This is a genomic window from Halalkalicoccus sp. CG83 (assembly GCF_037081715.1).
GTDB classification, from domain to species: Archaea; Halobacteriota; Halobacteria; order Halobacteriales; family Halalkalicoccaceae; genus Halalkalicoccus; species Halalkalicoccus ordinarius.
This window is the reverse complement of sequence record NZ_JAZDDH010000004.1, coordinates 81,658-95,311: the sequence shown is the minus strand read 5'-3', so window position 1 is coordinate 95,311 and position 13,654 is coordinate 81,658. Positions and strand designations below refer to the sequence as shown.

Genomic DNA, 13,654 nt, shown 5'->3' with positions numbered 1-13,654 from the left:
ATATAGATTGGTTTCATGTTATAATAACAACGGTAACTAATGCGTGGATGCCTACTCTATGAGGTCTTGGAAAGGATCGCTTAACATGATTGAGCTGGCCTCTCCTCGCAAGCACCCCTACTTTTGGCCCGACAGTTCAAGATGAGTCGTGAACTCAACGTAAGCGATAAATTCCAAGCGATACTTCTGAATGTGGATAATAATACTGCCAATCATCATATTTATAGTATAATTATATGAAGTTAGTAAGAATAGAGCGGTGTATTTTGACGAATTTTCAGAAAAAGATTGTTAATCGTCAGTTCTAAAGGGTTTACTCAAGCACGAACAGTCCGAACAAGACATTGATTATCCGATGATTATATAGTAATTCTAATCTCATGAAGAGAATAAATTGAATATGAAGTAATGATACCAGTTTGGTCCCGAAGAGCAATGCCGCGACGTAGATTATTGAAACGAATGACGCTAAGACACGGTTTTTCCAATGAGGAGTAGTAGTGACATAAAGTATATTCGCTGATATCCATTCAATCCGCTATATACCCGCTTCCGATGCGTGTGAAGATACTGACCTCTATCAGCCCAAATGTGAGAGCCACGTCTTATTTTGGCGATCTACAAATATCGAAGAAAATGATTGAATACACTGCAAGCAGATAGTGTCAGATGAGCTTTCAGTCCAACTCCGATGAAGTGGAGACGGAACTCACGCCATCAAACAAAGCCTGAGCTACTGTCCGAGTTCTAAGGTCGAAACTGATGAGTGCGCCGGCTATGTTGGTCTTCGATAGATGATCCCACAGTGAGGTATACGCCTGCCGTCACTACTAGAACAGAAAAGAATCCTGCTTAGAATATTCAATCATGGTGAGCGTCAGCTGACATAGCAGGGGTACAACGAAGAGATTCAGTTCGATTCTAGAGAAGAGCGTCCAGTCGTGATTCTGCGGTGTGTTTTGAGCTCTAAGAAAATGACTATCGTGAGAACGATGTACCGGGGCGGTTGGAATGTCTATTTTCTAACTTGCTTCAGTTTTTAAGAACTAGTGAATGATTGATGTATCTACACTACCCTTCTAGAGATTGTGCATAAGTATCGAAACAGGAGCTTTCAAATTCAGCCCTTGATTCGGTCATTGAGAGCTGGCCCAATAAGCACAAGTACCGTCACGAGCACCAGTAAAAGAGAAAGTGGCCGCGTGACGAAGATGGCGTATGACCCCTCCGAGAGCACGAGACTCCGGTGGAAGTTTTCCTCTGCGATCGGACCGAGGATTACCCCGAGAATGAATGCAATGACGGAGTAATTGTTCTTGTACATATAGTAGCCGACGATCCCCAGAACAACAATAGTCAGGGGATCAAGCCAGTTTCTTCGCAGCGCGAAACTCCCAGCCATCGCAAGGACGATGACGATCGGAATAATCAGTTCTGTGTCAATCCTCGTTAGGTGACTAGCGTAGGAGACAAATCCCAGTCCAATAATAAGTATCAAAATGTTTCCAAGTAGGAGTGCGAAGAATACGCTATAGGTGACGTGTAACTGTGCGGAGAACAACTGTGGCCCAGGCTGCAGACCGTGCATCAATAGTCCACCGAGCAGAACCGCAGTCGATGCACTTCCCGGAATACCAAACGAGAAGGTTGGTATCAACGACCCACCGACGGTCCCGTTATTCGATGCCTCGGACGCAATGAGTCCTCGGATGTTTCCCTCTCCGAATGGGATCTCTGGATTGGGAACACTTCGAACAACCTCTGCGTACGAGAGGAAGTTCGCTACGGTCGCACCCGCTCCTGGAATTGAGCCGACACCCATTCCGATGAATGCAGATTTGAGCATGAGAAATTTGTAGGTGATAATATTCCGAACGCCATCGGATACTTTCCCCTGTAACTCAAGTCCACCCGAGATACCCCCTTCCTGGTTCGCCAGCTTGAACATCTCGGAGATAGCGAACAGTCCAATGAGTATAGCGACGAAATCAAGCCCATCATATAGGGCAATAGTGTCGAAGGTGTAGCGTCGCTGAAAAACCATCGGTGCAACACCCATAGTGGCGATCAGGAACCCGAAGGCACCCATAAACAACCCTTTCAATATTGACCCTTTCGCGATGACTGAGATCATCGCGAGACCCAGAACGGCCATGAGGAAGTACTCGGGAGTTCCGAACGCCAGTACGACGCCAATCAAAACCGGGGACAGCGCAAAGAGTGCGAGGACGGTGAAGAACCCGCCAATCGCGGACGCACTTGCGGACGTCGTCAGCGCGACGAGCGCCTTTCCTTGCTGTGTCAACGGATACCCGTCGAACGTCGTTGCAGCGGACGCTGCCGTCCCGGGAACGTTAATTAGAATGGCCGAGATGCTTCCACCATACAGTGCTCCGCTATAGATGCCCACGAGTAGGATAATCGCATCAAGACCCTCGAGTGGGAGTGTCAGCGGCAACATAACTGCCATTCCCAGATCGGGTCCGAGCCCCGGTAGCGATCCAATGAATATGCCGAGCAAGACGCCCAAGATGACAAAACCTATTGTTGGCCAGCTAAGGACGAGTTGCAGTCCCTGACCTACTGATGAAAGAGACATCGGTTTTATTACAACACTCCACTGAAGAATCTCATATTCAGGAGCTCAATAAACCCGTACACGGCGATGATCGAGACTGCGGTCACAACACCGATCTTCCACCACGGTTGCTTGAACCAAACGAGGTATCCAACGACAACGATGGGGGTCATCCAGAACAGGCCAAATAGGTACGAGCTAACTAGATACAAAATTGTTACAATAGTGGTAAAAAGTGAGGGATGAATTGGCCGATCTAAGGCCTCCGCACTTCCTTTGAGTTTCTCACCGGTTTCTTCAAGATCTTCTTCGATCTCGTCATCCCCGACTGACCCCACGTCGATTGTCTGTTCCTGCATCAAATATTTCTGAATAGCTTCCGGAAGATAGTTCTTGAATAGCAATAATATGCCGAAAATTATAACACTACTCGACATTATTTGAGGAAAGTTAGCGGCATCTGGATGAAAAGTGAATGATTCAACGAACATATACACGCTTATTCCCGTCACTAATATCAGTAGCATTTGCTCAGAATTAGCCTTTTTTTGGTATTTTTCTAGCATGTGATTGATGTATGGGGGTTAGACGTCTAATTACCGGCTAGTTCTTCCATATCGACGTTTGCAGGAATCTCTTCATACATCGTCGTTATCATCTGTTCGGCTTCTTCACCCTCGTCGAAGGTTATGGCGTTACCGGTGTCCTCCGACCACTGCTGAACATGATCGCTGTTGTACGCTGTTTCGAACGCATCCTGGAGGGTTTGTTGAATATCGTCGGGAGTATCGGGCGGCGCCATCCACATTCGGTGCAGTACACCGATGAAGCTGATGTCTTCAAACCCTTCGTCAGTCACCGTTGGCCAATCAGGGAAGACCCCGCTCGGTTCGGCACTCAAAATCGCGACTGGGTACGCAGAGTCTGATTCCACCGCAGACAGGAATCCAGCGTCAGTCCCGAAACCGAAGGGAACCTCATTGCTCACGACGGCTTCCTCGACCTGGCCGGTCCCGCCGTAGGCGACGTATGAATCAAAATCGAGACCGTGTTTATCGCGGGCGGTCAGCGCGGCGGCGTGCTGTTGTCCGCCCTCTCCAAGACCGGCACACTGTGAGAACTCACCACTTTGGTACGCATCGACTAGATCGGTGTACGACTCGATACCATGATCAGCATTGACAATCCCTGTGAGGGAACTGTAGCCGACACGAGCGATTCCGGTGAGTTCCCTTTGGTCGAACCCTGGATCCTCAAGCAGCGCTGGAAGGACTTCCGCTGGTGGAGACGCCTGCCCAATGGTGTATCCATCCGGGTCGGCTCCCGCTAACTCACCAAGGCCTCGAAGTCCGGCCGCGCCTTCGATGTGGTCAATTTCAATATTCACACCAAGCTCGTCCGATACCGCTGGCGTGTAACCTTGAGCGTACGCGTCGACGCCACCACCAGGTCCGTATGGGACGATGGTTCGAATATCCCGTGTCGGAAAGTCCTCGCCACCACCACCAAGACCACCGCAACCAGCTAATCCCGTAAATGCAGCTCCGCTGATCATGGTAAGAGCTCTACGTCTGTTAATACCAACCATGGGAACAACCAATGTAGCTATTATATATAAGGTTTATGCCATAGTAAGTCGATCTGCGTTGTACAGAATTCGGTCAGTGCATGTTTTGTCGTAGCTTTCTGCTCACCAAGATAGTCTTGCAGGACGGCGTCACTGAACGATTCTTGGACCATTCGATCAATGAGGTTTCTCAGTAGAAACATTCCCGTTGTGTCCAGTAACACTACGGGCCTTAAACGATCATAGTCTACGCGTTCGATTAGCCAGTTTGAGGCTGGAGACTTTATAGAGAGATTAAGATAAAATATATCTATTGTAATATAGAATGAAATATAAATAATTATCAATGATAATTGTTAATGGGAAATAATCATCCTCTCACCGTCTCTTGTGGAGTGATGGCACGCGTTGCACACCTAACCGAAGATGAATTGGATTCAGAATATCGAGAGTTTCTTGTCTTATCTCTCCAACCGGATAAGGCAGCCAACGTGTACGCAGGAACCGGAAATAATCCAGTCGTATTGAGAGGTCTTTGACGGTTCTTCAGCTCACTTCGGGCAGATTTGTCCTGTCAGATAGATGATATTGTCATCCTGACTGCTGCCTCGGAGATACGGTCGACGTATGAGTGGCATGAACACGTGAATATCGCGATGAACGTTGGCATTACTAAGGCGGAGATCAGAGCGAGCGCAAGAGACGGTCAAATACCGTTTTCAATGCCAGAAGAGATCTTGATGGCGTACACGTGAGCCGTCGCTCGGGGACGAGTCGAGGAGCCACTTTACAAGGCCATTTCGGAGCACTTTGATGATCGAACAATTGTCGGTATCGTAGTGACGGCAGGTAGTTATGCTGCCCTCGGCAACTTTATCGATGCTCTTGGCATCGAAATCGAGACTGGTGATAAATTCGTCGGCTGGGACCCCAGCACCTGAGTATTGTCTGGCCACAGCTGGCTTGAACTCGACTTAACTCGATTCGACGGCACCCTTGATAACACAAATCGACTAGTCAACCGCTCTATAAGAGGAATATTAATACCTGCAACGCGAGTAATGAGAATATGGTAATCCTTGCACCAGTCGACAATTCAGAGAAAGCTGAAAATGTCCTCAAGGAAGCAGCCGCTTTAGCGAGGGCGTTCGACGAGCGAGTCCATGTACTCCACGTACTCAGTCGTTCAGACTTCGTCGATCTCGAACGAACTAACGTCAACCAAACCGGCAACGTGCTCGATATCAACGAGGTGAAGGAGACAGCCAAAGAGATCGCAGAGGTGGCGGCGGCATCACTCGACATTGATGGTGAAACCGTCGGCGTGATGGGCAATCCGAAGGACGAAATTCTGCAATATGCCACCGAAAACAACGTTCGATACATCGTTCTCGGACCACGAAAGCGTTCGCCAGCGGGAAAAGCCATTTTCGGAAGTGTCACCCAATCCGTACTCCTCAATTCAAAGTGTCCCGTCGTTGTAGTGACGCACGATGGAAATAAGTAATTCTGCCAATATTCAGATACAGGCTAGAGTCTGTCTGACTGTCTAATATTTGGGTTTTTAACCTCAGATTGTCCTATTCTAACGTATTATTCTTTTCAACCTGGAATGTAGCCCCAATTTTATACTCAGACCTGACCTATCGAACTATGTAGATTGAACATGGATTCAAATCACCCGCAATCCTCGTGGTGCGAGTGTCTAAACTCTAACCCACCCTTTCTCGGAACCTGGTAATGCGGCGCGGTGTACGCTGTTTATTCGAATCGAAAAGCGCGCACCACCCCTACTGTGCGCAGCAAAATACGAATTAGTGCGATTGGCGAGGTCGCAGGGTATATCGGGATATATCATAAGAACCTTCCAACGCTTACGGTGATTATCCTTGTGTCAATGAAACCCCTTGCACAGTTACGATTTGTCTCTCTTGCCATTCGAGACCGGACTGGGTATCTTGTGTTTCAGACATTCGCCTTCTAAGTCTTCGTCTCCGGCGCCTTACTCCGCTTGCCATCCATATTGGAATTCACTATGGCTTAGTCAGTGTGCTGTTGTTTGAGATACTGAAGTTTTCCACCTCCAGCCAGCACGACGCGTTCTTGTTCAGATCCTTTCAATCGAACCTCAAATTGCCAATCATTGTTCACTTCCATTGTGAAGAGCTCCTGTCCATTCGTGATACCCATCGCAACATCGTCGATGATCTCAAGTGAATCTCCTTCCTGAATCTCCTCATAGATGGCGGGATTTTCGAAGGTCAGTGGTATCACGCCGAAATTGAAGAGATTGGCAACATGGATTCGTGCAAAACTCTGTGCTAGCACCCCATTGACGCCGAGTACGGCGGGTTCAAGTGCTGCGTTCTCTCGACTAGATCCTTGGCCGTAGTTCTCACCTGCGACGATCCAACCGCCATCAGCGGCGCGCGCTCGATCAGAGAACTGTTCATCGATACGTGCTAGAGTATAGTCCGCAGCAGCCTGCGGATCTGACCAAAGAGACATAACTTCGGCTGTCGCAGGCATAATATGATCAGTTGAGATATTGTCACCTACCTTTAGCAGCAGCGTACCAGAGAGGTCGCTCGTGAGCGGCTCTCGTAGTGGTACATGACCAATAGTTTCACCGCGCTGAACCTCAACATTCGCGTCTGGGGAGAGAATATCAACATTTGAACCAGTCATATCATTTGGTAGCGTGATATCAGGCGGCTTAAGGCCGGTCGTGCGTGGATCAGTGATCTCGCCATAAACAGCACTCACTGCTGCCACTTCTGGCGAACAGAGGTAGACAGCGTCTTCTTCATTACCAGATCGGCCCTTGAAATTGCGGTTAAACGTGCGGAGACTCACAGTACCAGATGCAGGTACATGTCCCTGGCCAATGCACGCACCGCAGGTACTTTCTGAGAGGTTTACACCTGCAGCATAGAGATCCGCAATCTTGCCCTCCCTAGCTATGAGCTCAGACGCTCGTTTAGATGCTGGAATGACGACCATATCTGTCTCAGCGGCAACAGATTCCCCTGCAATGATATCCGCGACTGTGGCGATATCTGTGTAGGAGCCGTTTGTACAAGAGCCGACGATCACCTGATCAGCCTCAGTACCGGCAACCTCCGCGACCGGGACGACGTTGTCAGGCATTGATGGCGCAGCAATCAAGGGAACGATATCAGATAAGTCTACTTTAATACTTTCATCGTATTCTGCTCCCTCATCGGCTGTCAAGGGCTGATAGTCCCCTTCGCGACCAAGCCGGGCGAGATGTCGCCGCGTGCGCTCATCACTCGGGAACAAACTAGTAGTCGCACCGAGTTCAGTCGTCATATTCGTGATAGTGCATCGCTCAGGGACTGAGAGAGTTTTTATGCCAGGGCCAGTAAATTCGATAACTGAACCAACGCCCCCTTCAACGGAGAGTCGACGCAAGAGTTCAAGAGTTACGTCCTTTGCTGAGACCCACTTATCGAGTTCACCAACCAACTGAACGTTAACACGATTCGGCATTTCAAAGGTATACGGTTCCCCGCCCATTGAGACGGCGACATCAAGACCACCAGCCCCGATACCGAAGGCACCGAATCCACCGGCAGTCGTCGAATGGGAGTCGCTACCAAGCAACGTGCATCCTGGCTTGATGAATCGTTCTCGATGAACTTGGTGACAAATACCGTTGCCAGCCTTTGAGTAATACCCACCATGGTGTTGTGCCACCGTCCGGAGGTACCGGTGCGTGGCCGTGTCTCGTTGATCAAATTCATATACTTGATGGTCAGCATAGGTTACAACAAGGTTAGGTTGAACCTTATCAAACTCTAATGCCTCGAATTCCATCCAAACTAGCGGCCCAAGTACATCTTGAAGTAGCACTTGGTCAACGCTGATACTAATATCCGTATTCGGTTTGAGCGATCCACTAACGAGATGGTCTGCGAGAATAGATTCTGTGAGTGTCTGAGGGGTGTTAGCCATATACATAGGGTCGCGCTCCATATGTATAAATTCACCTCTGTCACCGATTGGTGTCAAAAGCTATCAAGAGTAGCAGACACAATATTCCACAAAAACAACTTATTATTGGTGAAAGATGGGAGTCTCTATAATCAAACGATCTGTGCCATCAATCATCTCGAATTAGACGGCGCGCATCATCCTCAGTGAGTGGTTCGCCTGCCTGTTCAGAAGCTTTCTTTAGCGCTGTGAGGTGTGCTGTAATAGCTTCGTCAGTTGTTTCAATACCGGCGTCTTTAAGGAGAGCACGCACTGCTCCACGTCCTGTGTCGGTCCCAAAGAGGAGTTCGCGTTGGCCACCGTAACTTGCAGGATCAAATGGTTCGTAAGTGCTAGGTTCTTGAAGAATCGCTGCAGTATGCATTCCACTCTCATGGCGATAAGCACGATCGCCGATGATCGGTTTACCGGGGGAGATATCAATATTGAGTGTTTCATGGATCTGCTGACAAATAGGTACCAGTTCGTCAAGTGCGAGTTCAGGGTCATCGCCCCGCTCAGCAAGCAATACTGCGATCTCTTCAAGGGGCGCGTTCCCTGCGCGTTCGCCGATACCGCCGACCGTGGCATCGACGCTTGTGGCACCCGCTGCTACACCGGCGGCTGCGTTTGCGGTCGCTATGCCCATATCGTCATGGGTGTGAATTGCAATCCCACCCTCCGTACCGATTTCATCTGTGACTACGGAGATGGTTTCGTAGACCTCCTTGGGGATACCGGCACCAGTTGTGTCTGCGAGTGTAATGTGCTTAGCGCCTGTGTCAATGGCAGCGCGAGCGGTTGTAACCAGGAAGTCGTTATCGGCGCGAATTGCGTCCATTAAGGTCACGCCTACGTCTACGCCACCCTTGAGTGCCCGCTCTACATTTGAAACGAGTATGTCGCAGGCCTCTTCACGTGTTTTCCCGAGTGCGTGCTCAAGTTGGACATCAGAGCTATTGATAATGACCTCGATCTCGTCGGGATCAACAGCGTGTGCTGCATCTATGTCGCCTGATATCGCCCGAGCGAGCGCCGCCGTCCGGAGTCCAAGATCATCGGCGTGTCGATACCAAGACTCGCGCGCATGTGCACGAGGAAACGACACCTCAACACGATCAATATGTAGTGTAGCGAGATGATTTAGTATTTGTGTGCCCATTTCCGTCGAAATGTGGAGTCCTGGTACTTGCGAACCCTCACGGAGTGTGAGGTCCTTGAACTCAACCATGCGTCGTATATGGTTCACGAGGTGTTAAGATTGAGGGGGACTGTGCAAGTATAAATAAATGTTTTATTATTTACATAGCAGGTTTTCGCGTCGCGGCTGATGCCTGCTGTGACGCGATTCGCCACACGCGAGCGGCACTGCCGATTAATGGTCGCATCTGGCTTGCACAGCGATATACTATAGATTACGAACAACTCGATGCAAAGGATCGTCTCTACAATGGGGCACAACAGGACCTTGAGAGTTACACTATCTACGGGGAGGAGGCGATTGCGGTTGCTGACAGTACTGTACATACCGTAATCGATGAGATTACTAAGAACGTTCCGGGCGAGTATCCAGCCGGAATTACTCTTGAGGAGGCAGATGGGAACGCCGTTATTCTTGATTTCGGCGATGACACCTATGCCCTCTATGCGCACTTCCAGCCAAGTAGCTCACTGACGGAACAGCGACAGCCTACAGCGTCGTCATCAGGCAGTACGACTCGGACTGGCTGTATGCATTGCGTCCGGATACACCCGCGAATCATTGCGTGCTGAACACGGAGAACGTGACCCGCATTGAAGCCCAAACCGTAATCTCAGTCGATGAGGGAGTCAGCTACTGCGACTTTGATTGGCGGGACCGGGTTGAGACACTCGCCAACCAGGATCTCTGGATTGCCGCATAGGAGAATATCACCGAGCGCGGACAAGAGTAACACCCATCCGACGTGGTATCAAACTGAACAAGCACGGTAGTGGGGTACTGGCTCCAAATGCATTGCTCCATCCATACCTATCTCCGTCGCCTCCGGGTGCTCGCACGGGAGAAGATGAATCGACAGTCATGTGCGTTCCTGCGTGTCTATAGTTGGCGACGACATAGCCGTTCTCAACTTCGACAAACTCCGGAACCACTGCGTTCGCACCTGTCCATCTGCAGATGGATTGTGATCCCGAGTTGTCAGCGCTGGGATCGGAGTCTGAGCTATCGGTTCCTGTCCATCGACCGGCGCAATTGGATTCACGCTGGATCAGCTGAAGGTCTCCTCAAGTGGCGGGACGACCTGGTTCTTGCGAGACATAACGCCGGGCAAGAATGCTTCCCGATCCGTGAACGTGGTATCGAGGGCATCTTCCACCGTGTCCACATGGTCGCCGGCGATGAGGGCGATGGATTCCTCCCCAAGCACGTCTGTGACAAGTAACAGGAGTACGGCGTAGTCCCGCTCTGAGACGAGTTCGTTCATCGCGGCGAGTATAGCATCGCGCTGCTTCAACACCTCCTCCTGTTCTACGGTTTCAATCTGTCCAATGCCGACATGATGAGATCCGAACTCGAATTCTTTGAAGTCACTCAGCACCATCTCCCGAGGCTGTTTCTCCCCGAGCTTGCTTTTCTGTTGGAGCAACTCTTTGCCGTACTCCTCGTAGTCCACACTGGCTGTCTCAGCCAGTCGTTCGGCTATACTTCGATCCGTGTCGGTGGTCGTCGGGGATCGAAGCACAAGAGTATCGCTCAGTAGACCGCTGAGCAGCAGACCGGCGGTCTCGGTGTCGATCGCCTCGTCCGCTTCGTCGTACAGTTGCGTGAGGATGGTGGCGGTGGATCCAACTGGTTCGTTTCGGAAGAAGATGGGGTCGCTGGTCTCTATGTCCCCGATTCGGTGGTGGTCCACGATCTCGACGATCTCCGCCTCCCGCGCGCCGGACACGGCCTGACTGTACTCATTATGGTCAACGAGGATCAGCCGGTCCGTCGCTGCATCATCGATGAGGGTGGGGATCTCGACGTCCCAGCGATCAAGGACAAACCGGGTCTCAGGATTCACCTTCCCAGCCCGGGCCGGGACGACATCCGCTCCCTGCGCCTGCTTCAACCGTGCATACGCGAGGGCAGAGCAGATGGTGTCAGTGTCCGGCTGTTGATGCCCGATAACGTAAACGGGGTGTGCCATAGCCGCTGTATCGCACTATACTTGCAAAAAACCTGTATTTCGCTCTATATCAGTGGATAGCTTGTTTTTCCTTCCTGTATTTTCTCTATTGAGCAATCGTTGCCCTGCTGAATACGCGCGCTGTATTCAGCACGTCACTTCTATTACCGCCGAGGTGTGCTACCGCTTCAGACAAGCGCTCGATTTTTTGGGACCTTGTGCAACAGTGACTGGTCCATAACGGCAATCGTTGCACAAGGGATCGTAGTGTGACACGGGGATCGCTAGTCGAGGACTGTCACGTCGAATTTCCCACACCAGCGATATCGCCGGCCACCCCAAACGAACGTCCGACGAGTCAGTGCGTACATAACGAGGGGCACGAACACGAACATCGCCGGGTAGGCCAGCACGGCCGTCCACCGGCGAACGCTCAGAATCTCGTTGACGGCGAGGTGCAACACTGTGAGGAGGACTGCCGTCGGGAGCGGAGCCACGATTACACTAGCGAGGACGAGCAGCAAGACGAGAACGGTTCCGACGACCGCTCCGGGAAAATGCCACCGGAGAATCTGTGTCCATCGGACTTGGCGCTCAACCGTCTCGCGGATCGTGCCCCCGATCGGGACGATCCGCGTTCGGTCGACTGTCGTTACTTGCAGGTACTCCATGAGGAGTCCGTCGTCGCTGACGGTCCGCCGAAGGTGCTCGACGAATGCGGCCTCGTCGATGTCGTCTCGCTCGAAGACGACCCCGCCGCCCCAGATCTGATTACCGAGATAGATGCCAAGCGAACCCGCTAAAGCATACAGCGGTGCGTGAAACGCGATTTAGAGAGGAGTGGATTGATTGCTAAGAGATTCGTCCCTCGCCTCTGTTGATTAGGATTCACGTCTTAATTGCAATCCCGAGGTGCCGACCGTCTTGTCGTCGCGGAAATTGAGGTGTCCTCTCAGGGTCTGGGTGTTATTCCTCTTCTTCATCGCCATGAGCGGTTAGTGTGGACTCTGCGAGTTGACGCGTTGCTCGTCGAAGCCGTTCTGATACTGCTTGGTGTGTTAAACCCTGTTGCTCGGCGAACTCTGTGAGCGTCACTTCGCGTGGTACGTCGAAATAACCCGCCTCGAGAGCTGCTACCATCGTGTTATGTTGAATCTCTGTGAGTCCATATTGAGTATGCCGGGGATCATCTGTATCATAGACCGCTCGCACCTCAAACCGAAACCCGTCCTCTTTGATAGCATCGTGCGCCTGTGAGAGTGATTCATGGTCCGGAAACACGACACGGAGATGCCACCCGTCAGCTGATCCCTCAGCATGAGTGACTGTTCCCTCGTGGTCAGTGAGTAATTGAAGGATCAAATCAATCGACTCGATCCAGGTCATCTGATACGACCGTTCGTCATCCGTTTCAGCTAATTCGGTAACGTCCTTGACTGTCGGATCATCGTCAAGGGCGGCTTCGAATGCATCGAAGTCATCGGTACGCACCCATAGATAGGGGGTGATACGATCAGAATCATCGGCGACGACCCGTTCGATTTCGATATGAGCTTCTGAGACCGTTGTCAGTGTCTTATCGAGCGCGAATTCTTCGGTGGGGAGTTCAAGTTCGAGAATAGTTACCATACATCTAGTAGGCGAGCCGGCTAAAAAGGCGTGGTGACCTCACCGTCGCGATGCGTATACCGGCAATGGCGTTGGCTTTCCCCGAACAGGGCTCGGGTTCACCGGCGGCGATGAGTCGGACACCCTCGGGGGTGTTTTGGTGTCCGGTAACGGGGTCGCTCTCGACGTCGTGGATGAGCAGGAGTTCGTCGCGATTCCCGAGTTGGGCGGCCAGCTCCGTACAGGCGTCGGTCCAGCGTGTTGTTGGCAGGAGGACGCTCACCGGTGGACGGTTGGCCATTGGTAGTGACTTCTGGTGATGCGGTGAAAAAACCGGTCACTGCATTCGAGTTCAGTAGGACGTTAAGCAGCCAGGGCAGAACGTCAGTGACGTCGTGAGGGAGGCACCACAGCTGGAACAGGTACTGGTACGGGCGTCGTTCCTCTCCTTCGGTGCTTGATCTGGTACCGGTGGAGATCCAGCACGCTTGAATATCTGCTTGAAGCTGAATGCACTCATTTTGCTACCCTCTCTACGACAAATCTAGAATGAGGGATGATAACTCTTCTCATTAACAAGCAAGCGAGGGAACAGACAGTATCTATAGAACGGATTGTGAAAACCCGTCTCAACACTGGGCGATCAATCACCCTATGAGAGAAGAGTCTCGGTGAGGAACCGCGATTGAGCGGATGACGCCTGGTCGAACGTTTCACTCGGGTAATACAGCAACCCGAAGTGCCTGCCGGGGA

The 13,654-nt window shown here is 51.1% G+C and carries 9 protein-coding genes and 1 pseudogene; 1 reads left to right on the top strand and 9 read right to left on the bottom strand.

Features of this window, described 5'->3' with window-relative positions:
• Positions 1–1,120: 1,120 nt before the first annotated feature.
• The 3 genes from V0Z78_RS18785 to V0Z78_RS18775 all read right to left on the bottom strand — a co-directional run bounded on the left by V0Z78_RS18785 (position 1,121) and on the right by V0Z78_RS18775 (position 4,166).
• Complete coding sequence (locus tag V0Z78_RS18785) at positions 1,121–2,599, bottom strand: tripartite tricarboxylate transporter permease (protein WP_336346216.1); 1,479 nt, start codon at positions 2,597–2,599, stop codon at positions 1,121–1,123.
• Between the two features lie 8 nt (positions 2,600–2,607).
• Entirely contained in the window at positions 2,608–3,090 is a 483-nt protein-coding gene (locus V0Z78_RS18780) for a tripartite tricarboxylate transporter TctB family protein (RefSeq protein WP_336346215.1), read from the bottom strand.
• 80 nt (positions 3,091–3,170) lie between these two features.
• Positions 3,171–4,166, bottom strand: a complete 996-nt coding sequence (locus tag V0Z78_RS18775; RefSeq protein ID WP_336346214.1) for a Bug family tripartite tricarboxylate transporter substrate binding protein — start codon at positions 4,164–4,166, stop codon at positions 3,171–3,173.
• Between the two features lie 1,048 nt (positions 4,167–5,214).
• Between V0Z78_RS18775 and V0Z78_RS18770 the strand changes: the two genes are divergently transcribed.
• Positions 5,215–5,652 carry a universal stress protein gene (locus V0Z78_RS18770; protein WP_336346213.1) on the top strand — a complete coding sequence of 146 codons (438 nt, stop codon included), beginning with the start codon at positions 5,215–5,217 and terminating at the stop codon, positions 5,650–5,652.
• Positions 5,653–6,185: 533 nt separating this feature from the next.
• On the opposite strand, the gene V0Z78_RS18765 is transcribed toward V0Z78_RS18770, so the two are convergent.
• The 6 genes and pseudogenes from V0Z78_RS18765 to V0Z78_RS18740 form a co-directional block, all read right to left on the bottom strand.
• The gene (locus tag V0Z78_RS18765) at positions 6,186–8,123 is read right to left on the bottom strand and encodes an aconitate hydratase (protein WP_336346242.1); all 1,938 of its coding nucleotides are present in this window, start codon (positions 8,121–8,123) and stop codon (positions 6,186–6,188) included.
• 148 nt (positions 8,124–8,271) lie between these two features.
• Positions 8,272–9,372: a LeuA family protein gene (locus V0Z78_RS18760; protein WP_336346212.1), complete on the bottom strand. Its 1,101-nt coding sequence runs from the start codon at positions 9,370–9,372 to the stop codon at positions 8,272–8,274.
• A gap of 1,018 nt (positions 9,373–10,390) precedes the next feature.
• Positions 10,391–11,314, bottom strand: coding sequence for a manganese-dependent inorganic pyrophosphatase (locus V0Z78_RS18755; protein ID WP_336346211.1), 924 nt, complete (start codon positions 11,312–11,314; stop codon positions 10,391–10,393).
• Between the two features lie 263 nt (positions 11,315–11,577).
• On the bottom strand, positions 11,578–11,964 hold the full coding sequence (locus tag V0Z78_RS18750) for a hypothetical protein (protein WP_336346210.1): 387 nt from the start codon (positions 11,962–11,964) through the stop codon (positions 11,578–11,580).
• A gap of 295 nt (positions 11,965–12,259) precedes the next feature.
• Entirely contained in the window at positions 12,260–12,922 is a 663-nt protein-coding gene (locus tag V0Z78_RS18745) for a helix-turn-helix domain-containing protein (protein WP_336346209.1), read from the bottom strand.
• A gap of 61 nt (positions 12,923–12,983) precedes the next feature.
• Positions 12,984–13,202: pseudogene (locus tag V0Z78_RS18740) on the bottom strand (glycosyltransferase); the annotation flags it as partial.
• Between the last annotated feature and the right edge of the window lie 452 nt (positions 13,203–13,654).